Source organism: Hyphomicrobiales bacterium (genome assembly GCA_016710435.1).
Classification (GTDB): Bacteria; Pseudomonadota; Alphaproteobacteria; order Rhizobiales; family Aestuariivirgaceae; genus Aestuariivirga.
In genome coordinates, this window is record JADJVV010000001.1 from 264,597 (window position 1) to 281,687 (window position 17,091).

Annotated in this window: 16 protein-coding genes; 10 read left to right on the plus strand and 6 right to left on the minus strand. The window is 63.8% G+C overall.

Features of this window, described 5'->3' with window-relative positions:
• The first annotated feature begins 173 nt into the window (after positions 1-173).
• Positions 174-527, plus strand: a complete 354-nt coding sequence (locus IPM06_01295) for a DUF2147 domain-containing protein (GenBank protein ID MBK8769047.1) — start codon at positions 174-176, stop codon at positions 525-527.
• Between the two features lie 13 nt (positions 528-540).
• Here the strand turns inward: IPM06_01295 and rpoD are convergent, their stop codons facing one another.
• Together rpoD and IPM06_01305 are read right to left on the minus strand one after the other, a co-directional pair.
• Entirely contained in the window at positions 541-2,679 is a 2,139-nt protein-coding gene (gene rpoD / locus IPM06_01300) for an RNA polymerase sigma factor RpoD (GenBank protein MBK8769048.1), read from the minus strand.
• Positions 2,680-2,793: 114 nt separating this feature from the next.
• Positions 2,794-4,731, minus strand: a complete 1,938-nt coding sequence (locus IPM06_01305; protein MBK8769049.1) for a DNA primase — start codon at positions 4,729-4,731, stop codon at positions 2,794-2,796.
• Positions 4,732-4,817: 86 nt separating this feature from the next.
• On the opposite strand from IPM06_01305, the gene IPM06_01310 reads away from it, so the two are divergent.
• Positions 4,818-5,252, plus strand: a complete 435-nt coding sequence (locus IPM06_01310; protein MBK8769050.1) for an Ohr family peroxiredoxin — start codon at positions 4,818-4,820, stop codon at positions 5,250-5,252.
• 58 nt (positions 5,253-5,310) lie between these two features.
• Here the strand turns inward: IPM06_01310 and IPM06_01315 are convergent, their stop codons facing one another.
• From IPM06_01315 to IPM06_01325, 3 genes are all read right to left on the minus strand, one after another.
• Positions 5,311-5,559: a hypothetical protein gene (locus IPM06_01315; GenBank protein ID MBK8769051.1), complete on the minus strand. Its 249-nt coding sequence runs from the start codon at positions 5,557-5,559 to the stop codon at positions 5,311-5,313.
• 169 nt (positions 5,560-5,728) lie between these two features.
• Positions 5,729-6,019, minus strand: a complete 291-nt coding sequence (locus IPM06_01320) for a hypothetical protein (protein MBK8769052.1) — start codon at positions 6,017-6,019, stop codon at positions 5,729-5,731.
• An 89-nt stretch (positions 6,020-6,108) separates the two neighbouring features.
• The gene (locus IPM06_01325) at positions 6,109-6,570 is read right to left on the minus strand and encodes a GatB/YqeY domain-containing protein (GenBank protein MBK8769053.1); all 462 of its coding nucleotides are present in this window, start codon (positions 6,568-6,570) and stop codon (positions 6,109-6,111) included.
• A gap of 123 nt (positions 6,571-6,693) precedes the next feature.
• Between IPM06_01325 and carA the strand changes: the two genes are divergently transcribed.
• Complete coding sequence (carA, locus tag IPM06_01330; protein ID MBK8769054.1) at positions 6,694-7,917, plus strand: glutamine-hydrolyzing carbamoyl-phosphate synthase small subunit; 1,224 nt, start codon at positions 6,694-6,696, stop codon at positions 7,915-7,917.
• A gap of 45 nt (positions 7,918-7,962) precedes the next feature.
• Here the strand turns inward: carA and IPM06_01335 are convergent, their stop codons facing one another.
• Positions 7,963-8,709, minus strand: coding sequence for a hypothetical protein (locus tag IPM06_01335; protein MBK8769055.1), 747 nt, complete (start codon positions 8,707-8,709; stop codon positions 7,963-7,965).
• 182 nt (positions 8,710-8,891) lie between these two features.
• Here IPM06_01335 and IPM06_01340 point away from each other — a divergent pair, with 182 nt between their 5' ends.
• From IPM06_01340 to IPM06_01370, 7 genes are all read left to right on the plus strand, one after another.
• Entirely contained in the window at positions 8,892-10,382 is a 1,491-nt protein-coding gene (locus IPM06_01340) for an FAD-dependent oxidoreductase (GenBank protein MBK8769056.1), read from the plus strand.
• Positions 10,383-10,526: 144 nt separating this feature from the next.
• Positions 10,527-11,291 (plus strand): deoxyribose-phosphate aldolase, encoded by a 765-nt coding sequence (locus IPM06_01345; GenBank protein MBK8769057.1) that lies wholly within the window; start codon positions 10,527-10,529, stop codon positions 11,289-11,291.
• A gap of 16 nt (positions 11,292-11,307) precedes the next feature.
• Positions 11,308-12,639, plus strand: coding sequence for a hypothetical protein (locus IPM06_01350; GenBank protein MBK8769058.1), 1,332 nt, complete (start codon positions 11,308-11,310; stop codon positions 12,637-12,639).
• A 31-nt stretch (positions 12,640-12,670) separates the two neighbouring features.
• A complete protein-coding gene (locus tag IPM06_01355; protein ID MBK8769059.1) occupies positions 12,671-14,167 on the plus strand; it encodes a carboxypeptidase M32 in 1,497 nt (498 codons plus the stop codon).
• 62 nt (positions 14,168-14,229) lie between these two features.
• On the plus strand, positions 14,230-15,372 hold the full coding sequence (gene alr, locus IPM06_01360; protein MBK8769060.1) for an alanine racemase: 1,143 nt from the start codon (positions 14,230-14,232) through the stop codon (positions 15,370-15,372).
• On the plus strand, positions 15,369-16,142 hold the full coding sequence (locus tag IPM06_01365; protein ID MBK8769061.1) for an ABC transporter permease: 774 nt from the start codon (positions 15,369-15,371) through the stop codon (positions 16,140-16,142). The genes alr and IPM06_01365 overlap by 4 nt, the downstream gene beginning before the upstream one ends.
• Positions 16,142-16,915 carry an ATP-binding cassette domain-containing protein gene (locus IPM06_01370; GenBank protein MBK8769062.1) on the plus strand — a complete coding sequence of 258 codons (774 nt, stop codon included), beginning with the start codon at positions 16,142-16,144 and terminating at the stop codon, positions 16,913-16,915. Before IPM06_01365 ends, IPM06_01370 begins: the two co-directional genes overlap by 1 nt.
• Positions 16,916-17,091 lie beyond the last annotated feature (176 nt).

The window sequence follows — 17,091 nt, forward strand, 5'->3', positions numbered from 1 at the left end:
CAGCTGCCGGTTTGTGGGGCTCGCGGCCCGAGGGGAAACGTGTGACCATGCTGTAAAAATGACGCCTGCATCGTCCGGCTGCCTTGACCAGGATCAAGCAGTACCCCCGAGCCGCCACTTTACCGTCGACGCGGTTCGTGCCTAGTCTGGCGCAACCAGAACGGGGGACCACCATGACACGCACACGCAAGGCACTTGTCATTTTCGCCACCACACTGCTGGCAAGCGCCGGAACAGCCCAGGCGGGCGATCCCATCGTCGGCAAGTGGAAGCGGCCCAACGGCATCATCGTCGCCTTCTCGCCTTGCGGCGGCGGCTTCTGCGCTTCACCCGTGACAGGCCCCAACGCCGGCAAGAGCGCCGGGAAACTGAGCCCCACCGGCGACGGCCACTACAAGGGCACCCTCACCGATCTCGAATCCGACAAAACCTACACCGGCAAAGGCGCCATCAACGGCAACACCCTCACCATCGCCGGCTGCGTGCTGGCGGTGCTGTGCAAGAGCGAAAGCTGGGTGAGGAAGTAGGTTCTCCCGGCCGTCAATTGTCGAGGAACGAGCGCAACTTCCTTGACCTCGAGGGGTGCTTCAGCTTCCTGAGCGCCTTGGCTTCGATCTGGCGGATGCGTTCGCGCGTCACGCTGAACTGCTGGCCCACTTCTTCCAGCGTGTGATCCGTGTTCATGCCGATGCCGAAGCGCATGCGCAGCACGCGCTCTTCGCGCGGCGTGAGCGAGGCCAGCACGCGGGTGGTGGTTTCGCGCAGGTTCGCCTGGATGGCGGCGTCGATGGGCAGGATGGCGTTCTTGTCCTCGATGAAGTCGCCGAGGTGTGAATCCTCTTCGTCACCCACCGGCGTTTCAAGGCTGATCGGCTCCTTGGCGATCTTCATCACCTTGCGCACTTTTTCGAGCGGCATCGAGAGCTTTTCCGCCAGTTCCTCCGGCGTCGGCTCGCGCCCGATCTCGTGCATCATCTGACGCGAGGTGCGCACGATCTTGTTGATGGTCTCGATCATGTGCACGGGAATGCGGATGGTGCGCGCCTGGTCGGCGATCGAACGCGTGATCGCCTGCCGGATCCACCACGTCGCATAGGTCGAGAACTTGTAGCCGCGGCGGTACTCGAACTTGTCCACCGCCTTCATCAGGCCGATGTTGCCTTCCTGGATCAAATCCAGGAATTGCAGACCACGATTTGTGTATTTCTTGGCGATGGAGATGACGAGGCGAAGGTTTGCTTCCACCATTTCCTTCTTGGCGATGCGCGCCTCGCGCTCACCCTTCTGCACCTTGGCGACGATGCCGCGGAATTCCTGGATCTGCAGGCCGGTGGCGGAGGCGAGTTCGAAGATCTCGTCGCGGATGACCTTGATCGATTCCTTCTCGTCGTTGACCCACTTCTTCCAGCCATGCTTGGTGAGGCGGCCCACCCGCTTCAGCCACTCGCCGTCGAGTTCGTTGCTCTGATATTCGCGCAGGAACTCTTCGCGCGGCACCTTGTAGGTTTCGGCGAGCCGCAGCAAACGGCCTTCGAGCACGTTGAGGCGCTTGGAGATGTCGTAAAGCTGGTCCACCAGCGCCTCGATGCGGGCGTTGTTCAGCGACTGCGACTTGACGAGGCCGACGATTTCCTCGCGCAGCTTCTTGTAGCGGCGCTCCTGCGAAGGCGAGAGGCCCTCGCCATCCGTCACTTCCTGGTCCTGCAGCTTGCGCAGCGATTTGTAGAGGCGGGCGATTTCGTCGAAGACTTCGAGAACCTTCGGCTTCAGCTCGTTCTCCATGGCGGAGAGCGAAACGCCGAGGTCATCACCCTCGTCGTCATCATCCTCTTCGGCGGCCGAGGGCTTGTCGAAATCTTCCGGCGAGAGAACATCGGAGTAGTCATCGTCGGCCAGCGGGCGGCGGGCCGGCTGGGTGGCCTTGCGTGTTTCTTCCTTGCGGCGGAGTTCGGCGCGCTTGGCTTCCGCCTGCTTGCGCACTTCTTCCTTGGGCGGCACGTAGGGCTGCGGCGTGGCAACCGACTGGTTCTGCTTGGCGTCCGGGCCGGCGTAGGTTGCTTCGAGGTCGATGATGTCGCGGAGAAGAATCTTCCCCTCGTTCAGTTCATCGCGCCAGATGATGATGGCCTGGAAGGTGAGCGGGCTTTCGCACAGCCCGGAGATCATCGCTTCGCGGCCGGCTTCGATGCGCTTGGCGATGGCGATTTCGCCCTCGCGGCTGAGCAGCTCCACCGCACCCATCTCGCGCAGATACATGCGCACGGGATCGTCGGTGCGGTCGGCGGGAAGCTTGGGCGCTTCCACTTTCATCAGCGCCGTTTCGCCGGACGCTTCTTCTTCCACCTTGGCGGTGAGGTTCTCGGATTCTTCCTCGCTCTCCACCACGTTGATGCCCATCTCGTTGAGCATCGCCATGATGTCCTCGATCTGCTCCGGCGAGGTCTCGTCAGAGGGGAGGACGGCGTTCAGTTCGTCGAGGGTGACATAACCCCGCGCCTTGGCGAGCTTGATCATCCGCTTGACGGCGGCATCGTTCATGTCGAGGACAGGCGCATCCGCTCCCGCTTCCGGGGCTTCCGGCTCGGCGCTGGCATCGTCGGGCGTGGTCGGCGCATCAGGCTCCACCGGCGGCTTCGCGGGGCGGGCAGCGGCAGGTGTCTTGGCGGGCGTGCGGGCCATTCAGTCTCAAGTCCTTCAAGGCGGGTGATTCGCTCACCTGCGGTAGAGTGATTCGGCAGTCACCTAAAGCCCTGCCCCTTAAACGGTTCTTAACCATGGCAGGGGCCTGCGGCGTTACATCGCCTCTCCCCCGCCCCGGCCCGATGCGGCCCCGAAGCCCTCGATCAAGGCTTCGGACCCGAGGGCCGACGACAACTGGTCTCGAACCGCAAACAGGGCGGCCTGGGTGTCCTCCGACGGATCGCGCGCAAAGGCGGCTTCAGCAGCCTTCAACTCGCGGTCGAGTGTGACGGTTTTCCGGTGCAGGGCGATCATCTGGCGGAGGCCTGTCCGGGCATCATCTGGTGCAGCCGCGGGACCAAGGAACCACTCATTCAGACGCTTCGCCTGATCTTCAAGGCGGTCCAGGTCCGGACCAAATCCTTTTGAACTCAGGTGGGTCTTCAAGGCCGCCCGGTCAAGGACTTCCTCGGAGGAGGCAACGTCTAGAATCAGTGTACGGAGGGAGTCAAGCGCCCGGGCGGTAAAATCCAGACCGGCAAAGTCCTCCCAGAAGTCATGCAAAAGCTCGGGGTGGTTGATGGCGGAGAGGATAATCATCCGTTCCCGCCGCTCGGCCGCAGCCGCAGCCGTGTTGGCCGAAGCCGCTGCCCGGAGTTGCGGCGAGGCGGCTTGCGGAACTTCCCACGGCCGCTGCCCCGGCTTGAGGCGGGGCTGGAAGCTGCGGCCCGGTCCCATCCGCGCGCCACCTCCAACCTGGGGTCGCCCCTGGCCCCAGAGGGTCTGGAGGCGCAGGCGGAGGTCATCGAGATAGTGCCGCCGCACCATCTCGTCCTTGATCCCGCCCACCAGCGCCTTGAGGTCCCGCTCGAAGGCGGCCTTGCGTTCGGGGCTGCTCCTGTCGTTTTCACCAAGCGCCCGGTTCCACAGCACATCGGCGAGCGGTGATGCCGCCGCAATCACCGCCCTCACCGCATCAGCCCCTTCCGCGCGCAACAGGTCGTCCGGATCCTTGCCCTCGGGCAGGAAGGCAAAGCGCAGCGAATGTCCGGGAGCGAGCAAGGGCAGCGCAAGGTCGAGCGCACGGTAGGCAGCTTTCAGGCCCGCGCCGTCACCGTCAAAACAGAGAATGGGCTCCGGCACGGTGCGCCACAAGAGGCCGAGCTGGTTTTCCGTCAGCGCCGTGCCGAGCGGCGCCACGGCCTCGGCAAATCCGGCGCGGTGCATGGCGATCACATCGACATAACCTTCAACGGCAATGAGGCGGCTGTTCTGGTGCGCCGCCCCGCGCGCCCTGTCGAAATTGTAGAGCACCTCGCCCTTGTGGAAGATGGGCGTCTCCGGCGAGTTCAGATATTTCGCAGGAACGTCCGGGCGCAGCGCCCGCCCGCCAAACGCGATCACCCGTCCCCGCCCGTCGCGGATCGGAAACATCACGCGGTCGCGGAAGCGGTCATTGCCGACCGCATTGTCCTCTTTCACGATGACGAGCCCCGCCTCGATCATCTGGTCAAGCGGAATGCCCTTGGCCGCGAGTTCATTGCGCAACCACGAGCGGTCGTCGCGCGCATAGCCAATGCCGAATTCCTTCTGCACGGCCGGCGCCAGGTCGCGGTCGGCCAGATAGCCGCGCGCCTTCGCGCCGTGCGAGGATTGCAGTTCCGCCTGAAACAGCTTCGCCGCGATCTCCATCACGTCATAGAGGCTGGCCCGCGTCTTCTCGCGCTCGACCTCGGCCTCCGACATCACGGGCATGGGCAGGCCCGCATCGCTGGCCAGGCGCTCCACCGCTTCCGGAAATGGCAGGCCTTCCTTCTCCACCAGGAAGGTGAAGATGTCGCCGCTCGCCTTGCAGCCGAAGCAGTGATAGCGCCCCTTGCGGTCGTCGGCGTGGAAGCTCGGTGATTTCTCGGTGTGGAAGGGGCAGCAGGCCCAGTAGTCGCCCTTCGCCGCTTGCGTCTTGCGCCGGTCCCACTGCACATGCCGGCCGATCACGGATGAAACATTCACCCGCGCACGGATCTGGTCAAGGAAGGTCGGTGGAAAGCGCATGGGCGGCAAATAACACGTCTGGCCCGTCCCTTGCCAATCTCAAACACACGTGTAGCCTTGCGGGCGCAAACCAAGGGAACCGCAACATGGCAATCACCAAGAAATACACTGCCCACGGAACGTCGGTTGGAGGCCGGGGCGGCGGCACGGCGAAGACGGATGACGGCATGCTGGACCTGATCATCGCCGGGCCCAAGGAACTGGGTGGAACGGGCCAAGGCACCAACCCCGAGCAACTCTTTGCCGTCGGCTATTCATCCTGCTTCCTGGGCGCGATGAAATTCGTCAATTCCAAGGAGAAAAAGGCGCTGCCATGGAACCCGGACAATTCCGTGACGGCCCATGTCGCCTTCGGTCCGCGCAGCGACAAGAAGGGCTTCGGCATCGAGGTCAAGCTGGAGGTGAAGCTCGTGGGCATTCCCAAGGCCAAGGCCACCGCCATTGCCAAGAAGGCGCATGTGGTGTGCCCCTATTCGCACGCCATCCGCAGAAACGTGAAGGTCACGACCAAGATCATTTGAGGCCAAACGAAAAGGGCCGCGCTGGTGCGCGGCCCTTCCGTGTCGCCGTGATGGGGTGTCAGTGCCAGGCGCGGTGGCAATAGGTCTTCTTCGTCACCCAGATCTTCTTGGTGTGATGCTTGTTCCAGACCTTCACCTTCTTGTAGTGGCAATGCCAGTGATGGCCATGGCCATAGAACATCGGCACGCCGATATAGATGCCAACGTGGCCATGACGATGCCTGGCTTCAGCCGTCGAGGCCGCACCGGTGATACCGAGGGCAAGCGTGCCGGCAGCGGCGATGGCGAGAACAGTCTTGCGAAACATGTGTTGGGTCCTTCCGTTGAAAGTGGCCCGCAGGCCCTGATGAGCCCACGACAGGTACCACTTTCGCGAAAACAACCTGAACGTCAGATGAACGCCCCGATCCATGCGAAAAGAGGCCGCGCGGGCAGGCGCGGCCTCCAAATCAGATAAAAGTGAAATCGAAAGGCGGCTACCAGTCGTTATGGTTCCGGTGGTGGCCATAGTGGCAGCGTTTGACCTTCCGCCACTTGTGATGCTTCTTTTTCACTTTCACCCAATGGCAATGGTAATTGCCGCGGTGACGGTAGTTGCCGTCGCCGTAGTAGCCATAGTCGTCATAGGCCCCGAAGAACGGGAAGCCGAAATAGACACCGACATCCGGGTTACGATGATGGCGGTGATCCCGGGCCTCGGCGGTCGACGCGCCAAGGCCCAGCGCCATTGTTCCGGCTGTGGCCAATGCAATCAATGTATTGCGCATGATGCTGGTCCTTTCATTCGCATTTGAGCAAAGCCATTCCGTAAAATGGCGTCACCACATCTAAACACCTGGAATGGCGGAAAGTTGCCTCAGCCAAGCAATGACTTTACGAGCCCGCCGGCCTTGCCCATGTCGATCTGGCCGGAATATTTGGCTTTCAGTTCGGCCATCACCTTGCCCATGTCCTTGACCGAGGCCGCCCCCACCGCCGCGATGATGCCCTTGATGGCGTCGCGTGTGTCATCATCGGACAGCTGCTGCGGCATGTAGGACTGAATGATGGCCATCTCCTCGCGCTCCTGCTGGGCCAGTTCCGGACGCCCGCCCTGGTCGTAGGCCGCGATCGAATCCTGACGCTGCTTCACCATCTTGGCGAAAACATCCAGCAAGGCGGAGTCGGGCAGTTTTTCACTGTCGTGGCCTTCGGTGCGGGCGTTGATGTCCTTGTCCTTGATGGCGGCATTCATCAGGCGGATGGTCGCCAGCTTGCGCTTGTCCCCGGCCTTCATGGCGTCCTTCAGGTCGGCGTTCAGTGTGTCGCGGAGGCTCATCGGCGCTCTCTCCCGTCTGGAAATGCGTGGAAAGCGCCTCCATACCGCCTTCGCAGGTGCAGCGCAAACTTGACGCCTGCCCCCTGCTCCCTTAACCAGCGCCAAATTCCCGGAGACTCGACCATGGCAACCGCCAAGAAGGCCGCAAAGGCCAACGCAAAGTCACGCCCGCAGTCTGGTGCCCCCTTCGGGGATTGGGATGTCCCCGTGGTGACGGGCGTGCTCGTCCTGGCCGACGGCACGGTGATCGAAGGCCAGGGCTTCGGCGCCGAGGGCGATGCCGTGGGCGAAGTCTGCTTCAACACCGCCATGACCGGCTACCAGGAAGTGCTCACCGATCCGTCCTATGCGGGTCAGATCGTCACCTTCACCTTCCCTCATATCGGCAATGTCGGTACCAACGACGACGACATCGAGACCACCAACCTCGCCGCTTCCGCTGCCGTCCTTGGCTGCATCGTCAAGGCCCCGGTGACGGACCCCGCCAACTATCGCGCCGCCAAGCATTTCACCAAGTGGCTGAAGGCCCGCAACATCGTCGGCCTCTCGGGCATCGACACCCGCGCCCTCACCAGCCTCATCCGCGAGAAGGGCATGCCCAACGGCGTCATCGCCCACAATGCCAAGGGCAAGTTCGACATCGCCGCCCTGAAGCGCAAGGCCGCCAAGTGGCCGGGCCTTGTCGGAATGGACCTCGCCAAGGATGTCTCCGTCACGCAGCGCATGGACTGGGATGAAAAGCTGTGGGACTGGAAGACCGGCTACACCACCGCCGAGGGCGGCAAGAAGGTGGTCGCCATCGACTATGGCCTCAAGCGCAACATCCTCCGCTGCCTCACCTCCGCCGGCTGTGACGTGACCGTTGTTCCGGCCACCACCGCAGCAGACGACATTCTCGCGATGAAGCCGGATGGCGTGTTCCTCTCCAATGGTCCTGGCGATCCCGCAGCAACCGGCGAATACGCGGTGCCCGAAATCAGGAAGCTCGTGGACTCCGGCACGCCTGTCTTCGGCATCTGCCTCGGCCACCAGATGCTCGCCATCGCCCTGGGCGCAAAGACATTGAAGATGCACCAGGGCCACCACGGCGCAAACCATCCGGTGAAGGACTACACCACCGGCAAGGTAGAGATCGTGTCCATGAACCACGGCTTTGCCGTGGACCGCGACAGCCTGCCCGCCGGCGTGGAAGAAACCCACGTCTCCCTCTTTGACGGCTCCAACGCCGGACTGCAGGTGAAGGGCAAACCGGTCTTCTCCGTCCAGCACCATCCCGAAGCCTCGCCCGGTCCGCAGGACTCCCACTATCTCTTCAAGCGCTTCGTGGAGATGATGGAGAAGGCGTGAGCGGCTTCTGCTGGCCTGGTCTGCTGGCCTGAGCGCGCGAAAGATCTACGGCCCTTTCGTCTGCGCGGCGTCCGCATTGTCATCGCCATGATCCGACGCCAGCCCTGCGCCGATCCCGGCCCCGAGGCCGCCGCCCGCCATCATCGCGCCAGCACCGCCGCCGGCGCCACCTGAGCCGCCGCCGCGTCCACCCCTGCCCTCCTCCCGCTCACCGCCACCCCGTCCCCGTCCACCTTGTGCGATGATGCGCGCAGGACCCTGCATGGGCAATTCCAGGTCCGTCGGCACCGGATCGAGGTCAAGCGCATCGCGAATGAAGGCGCGGAGAGACACGACCAGCGCATGCGTATGGACCGGCCGCCCCGCCAGCAATTCCTCCGCGACCTTATGGGCAAGGCGCACATGCTCTTCCGTGCCCAGCAGCAGGATGTCGGATAAGGCTCCTTCGACCGCATCCCGGATGCGGCGCGCCCTGTCGCCACCGCTTCCCCCTCCGCCGGATTGATCGTCAGGTGCCAACGGTTCATCCACGGGCGTTTCGGGACGCGCCAGCCTGTCGCGCAGATGCGCCGGATCAACCCGCAACTCTCCCGTGATCGAACCACCCAGGATCTTGTAGGCGGCGATGAGCGTGCGCAGGCGTTCGTTGATCTGCCGGTTCATGCGCTCGCGCCGCTGCTGCACCGTGACCATGAGCAGCAGCCGGATGCCGACACCAATCAGCGTCACCAGCGCAAGCCCGGCGAGTGTGCTGAGAACGCCTTGCCAGGAACTGAGATCAATCATCCGCATGCGGAACTCCCCTCGGTGCGGCCAAAACAGGAGCACTGTGTCATGGACAGCCTGCAACGCTCAAGGTCCTTCGCAAGGCTGCCCGTCTCATATTTTTCCGCATGGGCTGAAACATTTCCTGAAGCTTTGCATTGTGCTGTCTGATGGCCAGTGTTTGCAGCGAAAGAAGCATATCGTGCTGGATGGAACACGGGCCCGTTCTGGAGGCGACTCCACTGGGGCACGATGCGGCCTGCGATGTTGCCGTGATCGGAAGCGGAATCGCGGGGCTCTCCATCGCCTATGAACTCACGCGTCTTGGCCGGCAGGTGATCGTGATCGACCGCGGTCCCATCGGACTCGGCATGACAGCAAGGTCCACCGCACATCTCTCGTCCAGTCTCGATGATCTCTACACCAATCTCATCGGCATCCACGGACGCGACACCGCGCGGCTCCTCCTCGACAGCCAGGTCGCGGCGATCAATCGCGTGGAGGCGATCTGTGCGGCGGAGAAACTTGAGGTTGATTTCCAGCGCGTCGAAGGCTGGATGGCCGCCACCACACCCGAGGAAGAGGCGAAGCTGAAGGACGAATACGAGGCCTGCCTCTCCATTGGCATGCATGTCACCTGGGCAGACCGGAGTGCCGCAACGGGGCTGGGCAAGGGGCCCGCGCTGGTCTTCCCCCGCCAGGCCCGCTTTCATCCGCTGAAATATCTCTCAGGCCTCGCCACGGTCCTGCAGGAGCACGGCACGCGACTTTTTGCGTACACGGCCTACGAGTCTCACGACAAGAGCGATGGCCGCATCCTCATTCAGACCGGCACCGGTGCGGTGATCTCGGCCACCCATGCCGTCTTTGCCACAAATTCACCCGTGAATGCCGGCCGCGCCTTTCACAGCAAGCAACGGCCCGACCGCACCTATGTGATCGCGGCCCCCATTCCCAAGGGCAGTGTCGATGACGTGCTCTTCTGGGACATGCTCGATCCTTATCACCACATGCGCATCCAGCCGCTGGATGACATATGGGATCGCCTGATCATCGGCGGCGAAGACCACCGCACCGGCACGGAGAGCGACATGGCGCAACGCCTCGCCCGGCTGGAAGACTGGGCCCGCGCCCACTATCCGGCAATGGGCGAGGTGAGCCACCGCTGGTCCGGGCAGATTCTCGAAACGCTGGACTACATGCCCTTCTCCGGACGCGCGCCGGGCGAAGACAATATCTATCTCCACACGGGCGATGCGGGACAGGGCATCACCAATGCGGTGGCGGGTGCACTGGTGATTGCGCCGCTCATCGCGGGCCAGCATGCGCGCTTTGCGCCGATCCTCGATCCCTCCCGCGCACCACTGACGGGGCGGACCATCGCCCACTACCTCGCGGACCAGGCCGGAGTCGTGGCGGGACTGGTGCAACACCTCGCACCCGGCGAGGTAGCATCGCCCGGCGAGATCGCGCCGGGTGAAGGCGCGGTCCTGCGCAACGGTGCCCTGGCACGCGAAGCCGTCTACAGATCGCCAGATGGCGACGTGATCCGTCTCTCCGCCACCTGCACACATGCGGGGTGTGGTGTGCGCTGGAACAGCTTCGAAAAATGCTGGGATTGCCCCTGCCACGGCTCACAATACGCACCCACCGGCGAGGTGCTGAGCGGCCCTGCGCTCAAACCGCTGCCAAAAATCTGAGCCGCCTTTCGCTCACATTCATGACGGATAATCGCGCTTGAACCTGCGGGGTTCCTCTGCGATTTTTGCCGAACACTTGCATGAGCAAGACCAACTCTCCTGAGGATTCCATACGTGGCCAGCCGCCTTTCCACTTCCTACCGCATGAACCGTGTTTTCCGCCCCGACCGTGCCGCCCTCGTGGTGCCGATCGACCATGGCCTCGTCTGGGGCCGCGTGCCGCAGTTGGAAGCGCCAGCCCAGGTGTTGCGCCGCTTCCTCAAGGAGGACGTGACGGGATTCATGGTGTCCACCGGAATCGTGAAAGCAACCGAAGTGGACATGGCGCAGAACCCGGCCATGGCGCGCATCCTTGCGATCGACGCCTTCTGGCCCACCTCCGCGCCCGCAACGGGCACGGGCACGCTTGTGGCCTCGGTTGAGGACGCCGCGCGCCTTGGTGTTGATTGCGTGAAGCTGCTGCTGCCGTGGAACGTGAACGATGCCGAGAAGGTGCTGTACTGCCAGCGCATTGGCACCGTCGTCTCCGCCGCCGCGAAGTGGGATATGCCGGTGATGGTGGAACCGGTGTTCCTCAATCATCCGCGTACGCCTGAAATCATCACCGCTGAAATGGAAGTGGCCCGCGTCGCCTATGACCTTGGCGCTGACATCATCAAGATCACCTTCCCCGGCCCTGATGCGACGGCAAAGCTCTGCGATGAACTCGATATTCCGGTCGTCGTTGCCGGCGGCCCCCTGTCGGGCGACGCCAACTCGACGTTGAAGGACGTGAGCGACGCCATCGCCGCCGGCGCGCAAGGTGTCGTCGTCGGCCGCAAGGTCTGGCAGCGCCCCGCCGAGGAAACGTCGTGGCTCATCGCCGAGATGGCAAAAGCCTCGCGCGCGAAGTTCAAGCGCCTCTGGTAGAACGGAGCGGCCCGCCATGTATTGCGGCGTCGACGTCGGCTCCACCAATATCAAGGTCCTGTTCCTCGATGACGAGGGACAGAACCTGTGGGTGAAGTCCGTGCCCTCGCCACGCCGTCACGACGGCCATGGCGTGGTGACGGAAGGGCTCGAACTTGTCGCCGCACTCGAAGACCTGATCATCGAAGGCTGGCGCGCGGTGGGCAAGGGAAAGCCCATCGCCGCCATCGCCACAACGGGGATCGGCGAGGATGGCCTGTGCGTGGCGCCGGATTTCACGCCGCGCGGTCTGGCCATTCCCTGGTTCGATCACCGCGACCGAGCCGAAGCGGGGATATTGAAGGCGAGCGAGGAAGGCCGCGCCCACCCGCAGATCAACTTCGGGTTCTCCACTGCCGCCGCCAAATGGCTGTGGCTGAGGAAGCACCGCCCCGACGCAGTGCGCGGCAATGATCCCTGGGTGCCGCTGACGGATTATCCCGCTGTTTGGTGGGCGCGGCGCGCCTATATCTGCGCCACGCTGATGCCGCGCACAGGGGTTTATGATGTCTTCACCCGTGACTGGATTCCGGAACTGCTGCGCAAGGCTGAAGCGCCGCCATTGCCGGAAGGACTGACAGCCGGAACGGTGATCGGCACGCTGCATGCGGGACCGTTGCGTGAGGCAGGCGCAGGCAGTGTCAACACGCTGATCGTGGTGGGTGGGCATGACCACCCCATCGCCTCCAACGCCATCATGCGTCTGGACCCGTTGGCGCGCATCGACTCCATCGGCACCGCCAACGCGCTCTTTGCCGAGACCACGACGCCGACGTCCACCGCAGCAACGGCGGGCATCGACCTGTCGCTTCCTGTACGCGGCGGGCCTGGCATTTCCGTCATTGGTCCCATCGAGTTCAGTGCGCCCCTGCGACAGGCCTTCGGCGATGACGCTGCCGTGAAAGCCTATCTGGCGCAGCCCGTGTTGCCGGGCGCACCTGCGGCGAAGGCTCCCACGATTGCGGAGGCCCTGGCCGACACGGGCGAACACCGTCACCGCCGCGTCCTCGAAGCTGTGAGCGTGGAGGCCCGGGATTTCTTCCGCGCCATGAAACGTGTGGGCATCGCCGACGGCCCCATGTACGCCACCGGCGGCTGGGCCCGTTCGCGCGCCCTGATGGAACTCCGTGCCAGCATCTTCGGCGAAACCATCACCGTGCTGCACGAGCCCGAACTCACGGCCCTGGGCGCCGCCCTCTTCGCCATGGAAGCGGCCACCGGGTCGCAGCCCGACGCCATGTCATCCCGCGCCACCGAAACCATCGCCCCCCGGAGCGACTGGATGGACGCATACGCGCAATGGCCTTAAAGAGCCTGCATTCCCACATCACGGAAGCGCCATGTCCTTTGCCAAGCTCGATGCCCATCTGAAGAAACTCGAAGCCCTGTCCCACGCGCAGTCCATGCTGGGCGTCGATGAGGCAGTGATGATGCCGGATGGTGGCGGTGAAAAGCGCGCCGAGGCCATGGCGGGCCTCGCGGGCCTCTATCACGAACTGGCCTCTGCCCCTCAGGTCGGCGACTGGCTTGCCGCCGCAGAAGCCGAAGACCTGTCGCCCGGGCAACGCACGGCGCTTGGCGAACAGAAGCGCAGTTACACCAACCTCACCTGTCTCTCCTCCGCCTTCGTGCAGAAACAGACGGAAGCGCGCATCCGCTCGGAACAGCTCTGGCGGCAGTTGCGTCCGACGGGCGACTGGGCCGCCTTCCTCCCTGCGCTTGGCAACGTGATTGCCCTCGCCCGCGAGGAAGCCGCCATGCGCGCCGATGTCCTGAAGCTCGCGCCCTATGACGCGCTGATCGAGCAGTTCGACCCCGGCAGCCGCGCCGCCGAGATCACACCCGTGTTTGACGAGTTGAAGGCCTTCCTCACCGCCTTCGTCCCGCAGGCACTCGACGTGCAGGCGAAGCGCCACGCCCGCCACGCGCCGAAACCCTTCACCTCCCGCTTCGCCATCGCCGACCAGAAGGCGCTGGGCGAAGCGATGATGCGCGCCGTGGGCTTCGACTTCCATCACGGCCGTCTTGATGTGTCGCATCATCCCTTCTGCGGCGGCGTACCGACTGACGTGCGCATGACCACACGCTACGACGAGGGCGATTTCCTCTCTGCCATGATGGGTGTGCTGCATGAGACGGGCCACGGCCTCTATGAGCAGAACCTGCCAAAGGCATGGTCTCACTGGAGCGTGGGTTCGGCGCGCGGCATGACCGTGCACGAAAGCCAGAGCCTCTTCGTGGAGAAGCAGATCGGCCGCAATCCCGCTTTCTGGCATTGGGCGCTGCCCGTGGTGCAGCAGCACCTGGGTGCGGAAGCACTGCTGGGTTGGACGCATGACGACATCATGCAACACGTCCACAAGGTGAAGCCCGGATACATCCGCGTCGATGCTGATGAGGTGACCTACCCCATGCATGTGATCCTGCGTTACGAACTGGAGCAGGACCTGATCGCCGGCCGCATGGAGGCACAGCACATTCCCGCGGCCTGGGATGCGAAGATGACGGTCTATCTCGGGCTCTCCACCCGCGACAACATGAAAGACGGCCCCATGCAGGATGTGCATTGGCCGTCGGGTGCCTTCGGCTATTTCCCCAGCTACACGCTGGGCGCACTCCTTGCCGCGCAACAGGCCGCCGCCATCCACCGCGTCCACCCCGACATGAACGACGCCCTGCGCCGCGGCGACGTGACGGCACTCAATGATTGGCGGCGCGCCAACATCTGGTCGAAGGCATCGACGCTCTCGACTCCCGATCTCATCACCGCCGCAACCGGCGAGCCGCTGACAGCCCGGCACTTCATCGCCCATCTGCGGGAGCGCTACGGCGAATAGCGGGTGCAGCCAGATCAGCGGTTGCAACAGGTCCAGCCCTGCCGTAAGGGCGGCGCGCCATGATGACCAATGCCATTCCGACCGATCTTGCCGGCGCCGTGCTCTCGATTGACCTCGCTGCCCTGCAGGACAATTACCGCGCGCTCAGCAAGAAGGCCGGCAAGGCCACCTGCGGCGCGGCGGTGAAGGGGAACGCCTACGGCCTTGGCCTCGAACCCGTGGCGCGCGCCCTGTGGGACGCAGGCTGCCGCGATTATTTCGTGGCGCGCACCAAGGAAGGCGAAGACCTGCGTGCCCTCCTGCCGCAGGCGGTCATCTACGTGCTCGACGGACTCTTTCCCGGCCAGGCCGAATTCTATGCCCGCAATGATCTGCGGCCGGCTCTGATTTCGCTTGAGGAAGCCCGCGAGTGGGCTGCTTTTGGCCGCCGCTATGGCCGTGCCCTGCCCTGCGCCATCCATGTGGACACCGGCATCAACCGCCTCGGCCTGACGCTGCCGGAATTCGACGTCCTCGTGAAAGATGCGGGCCTCCGTTCGGGCCTTGGCATCGCCCTCCTCATGAGCCACCTCGCCTGCGCCGATGATCCGCCCCATGCGCTGAACAAGGTGCAGATGCAGCGCTTCGGGCGACTTCGCAAATTGCTTCCGGATGTTCCAGCAAGCCTCGCAAATTCCTCGGGAATTTTCCTCGGCAAAGACTACGTCAACGACCTCTGCCGCCCCGGCATCGCCCTTTATGGCGGTAACCCCACGCCCGGAAAAAAGAACCCCATGAAGGCGGTGGCGACCCTTGAGGGCGCGGTGCTTCAGGTGCGCGACGTGAAGAAGGGTGAGAGCGTCGGCTACAGCGCCACGTGGAAGGCGCCGCGCGACAGCCGCATCGCCATCCTCGGTGCCGGATACAAGGATGGCGTGCCGCGTCATCTCTCCTCGCGCCAGAAGGATGGCCCGGCACAGGTCGTTGTGGCTGGCAAGCGCTGCCCCATCGTGGGCCGCATCTCCATGGACATGATGGGCGTGGATGTCACCGCCCTTCCCAAGGCGAAGGTGACGCGCGGCACCCGCGCCGAAATCCTCGGCCCCCGCCTTCCCATCGACGAGGCGGCAGGCTGGGCCGGCACCATTTCCTATGAGTTGCTCACAAGGCTCGGAAGCCGCTATGCCAGACTGTACTCAGGCACGGCGAATCCAGGGGAATCATGAATCCACTCGCAGGCATAGGTCGGATGGCGCTCGGCGTGATGACCGAGACCGGACGCATCTCTCTTTTCGCCCGTGTTGCCCTGCTGCAGGGACTGACGCCGCGTTACTATATCCGCCAGATCGCGCTGCAGTTCTTCCGCATCGGCTACACCTCGCTGCCGGTCGTTGCGCTGACGGCCTTCTTCACCGGTGGCGCCCTGGCGCTGCAGATCTACCTCGGCTCGTCCCGCTTCAATGCCGAAAGCCTGGTGGCGAGCATCGTGGCGCTGGGCATCACCCGCGAACTGGGACCGGTGCTGGCGGGATTGATGGTCTCTGGCCGTGTCGGCGCCTCGATCGCCGCCGAACTCGGCACCATGCGCGTGACCGAACAGATCGACGCGCTGGTGACGCTCTCCACCAATCCGCAGAAATATCTCGTCGGCCCCCGCCTTCTCGCCGCCGTGATCTCGCTGCCGCTGCTGGTCGGCATCGGCGATACCATCGGCATCTTCGGCGGCTACATCGTCGGCACGCGTTCGCTTGGCTTCAATGAGTACGCCTACCTCAAGAACACCGCCGACTTCCTGCACACCAGCGACGTGACCTCCGGTCTCATCAAGGCGGCCGTCTTCGGTTTCATCATCGCGCTCATGGGCTGTTACCACGGCTTCAACTCCAAGGGCGGTGCGCAGGGCGTGGGCCGTGCCACTACAAACGCGGTGGTCTCATCAGCGATCCTGATCCTCGCCGCCAACTTCCTGCTCACCTCGCTGCTGTTCGGGGATTGATGATGGAAGGCCATATCGTCCTCGACAATGTGCAGAAGAGCTTCGGCCCCAAGAAGGTGCTGCGCGGCCTGTCGGTCTCCGTGAAGAAAGGCCGTTCGCTGGTGGTCATCGGCGGGTCGGGGACGGGGAAGTCTGTGATGCTGAAATGCATCCTCGGCATCATCCGCCCTGATGCCGGCAACATCACCGTCGGTGGTGAAAACGTGATCGGCCTGCGTGGCAAGGACCGTGACGCCTTCCTCTCCCGCTTCGGCATGCTGTTCCAGGGTGCGGCCCTGTTTGACTCGCTCCCCGTCTGGGAGAACGTGGCCTTCGGCCTGATCCAGGGCCGCGGGGTGGCGCGCGCCCAGGCCCGCGACATCGCCACCGACAAGCTGGCCCAGGTGGGATTGTCCGCCGATGTGGGCGCGCTTTATCCGGCGGAACTTTCCGGCGGCATGCAGAAGCGCGTCGCCCTCGCCCGCGCCATCGCAGCCGACCCCGAGATCATCTTCTTCGACGAACCGACGACCGGTCTGGATCCGATCATGGCCGACGTCATCAACAACCTCATCGTGGATTGCGTGAAGCGCCTCGGCGCCACCACCATCTCCATCACCCACGACATGGCCTCTGCCCGCAAGATCGCCGACGACATCGCCATGATCCACAAGGGCCAGATCATCTGGCAGGGCGAAGCCAACAAGGTGAACATGTCCGGCAGCGCCTACGTCGACCAGTTCATCCACGGCCGCGCCGAAGGCCCCATCCAGATGGACGTGCTGAAGGCCTGAACGAAAAGGGCCGCCATTTCTGGCGGCCCTTCCGTAATCATCCTGTGGCAGGAAACGCGGGCCGTACGATCTGAACCCGCGTCAGGTTCCCCCTTAGAAGCACTGGCCTCCAAGGTGGGCAATCCGAACCAAGGTTTCCTTCACAGTGAAATCACTCGACATCAGATCACCTCCTT

What these genes read in the sequence shown, in the direction of transcription:
- IPM06_01295 (MBK8769047.1), top strand. Translation starts at nt 174, where the DNA reads ATGACACGCACACGCAAGGCACTTGTCATTTTCGCCACCACACTGCTG.
- rpoD (MBK8769048.1), bottom strand. Translation starts at nt 2,679, where the DNA reads ATGGCCCGCACGCCCGCCAAGACACCTGCCGCTGCCCGCCCCGCGAAG.
- IPM06_01305 (MBK8769049.1), bottom strand. Translation starts at nt 4,731, where the DNA reads ATGCGCTTTCCACCGACCTTCCTTGACCAGATCCGTGCGCGGGTGAAT.
- IPM06_01310 (MBK8769050.1), top strand. Translation starts at nt 4,818, where the DNA reads ATGGCAATCACCAAGAAATACACTGCCCACGGAACGTCGGTTGGAGGC.
- IPM06_01315 (MBK8769051.1), bottom strand. Translation starts at nt 5,559, where the DNA reads ATGTTTCGCAAGACTGTTCTCGCCATCGCCGCTGCCGGCACGCTTGCC.
- IPM06_01320 (MBK8769052.1), bottom strand. Translation starts at nt 6,019, where the DNA reads ATGCGCAATACATTGATTGCATTGGCCACAGCCGGAACAATGGCGCTG.
- IPM06_01325 (MBK8769053.1), bottom strand. Translation starts at nt 6,570, where the DNA reads ATGAGCCTCCGCGACACACTGAACGCCGACCTGAAGGACGCCATGAAG.
- carA (MBK8769054.1), top strand. Translation starts at nt 6,694, where the DNA reads ATGGCAACCGCCAAGAAGGCCGCAAAGGCCAACGCAAAGTCACGCCCG.
- IPM06_01335 (MBK8769055.1), bottom strand. Translation starts at nt 8,709, where the DNA reads ATGCGGATGATTGATCTCAGTTCCTGGCAAGGCGTTCTCAGCACACTC.
- IPM06_01340 (MBK8769056.1), top strand. Translation starts at nt 8,892, where the DNA reads ATGGAACACGGGCCCGTTCTGGAGGCGACTCCACTGGGGCACGATGCG.
- IPM06_01345 (MBK8769057.1), top strand. Translation starts at nt 10,527, where the DNA reads ATGAACCGTGTTTTCCGCCCCGACCGTGCCGCCCTCGTGGTGCCGATC.
- IPM06_01350 (MBK8769058.1), top strand. Translation starts at nt 11,308, where the DNA reads ATGTATTGCGGCGTCGACGTCGGCTCCACCAATATCAAGGTCCTGTTC.
- IPM06_01355 (MBK8769059.1), top strand. Translation starts at nt 12,671, where the DNA reads ATGTCCTTTGCCAAGCTCGATGCCCATCTGAAGAAACTCGAAGCCCTG.
- alr (MBK8769060.1), top strand. Translation starts at nt 14,230, where the DNA reads ATGACCAATGCCATTCCGACCGATCTTGCCGGCGCCGTGCTCTCGATT.
- IPM06_01365 (MBK8769061.1), top strand. Translation starts at nt 15,369, where the DNA reads ATGAATCCACTCGCAGGCATAGGTCGGATGGCGCTCGGCGTGATGACC.
- IPM06_01370 (MBK8769062.1), top strand. Translation starts at nt 16,142, where the DNA reads ATGATGGAAGGCCATATCGTCCTCGACAATGTGCAGAAGAGCTTCGGC.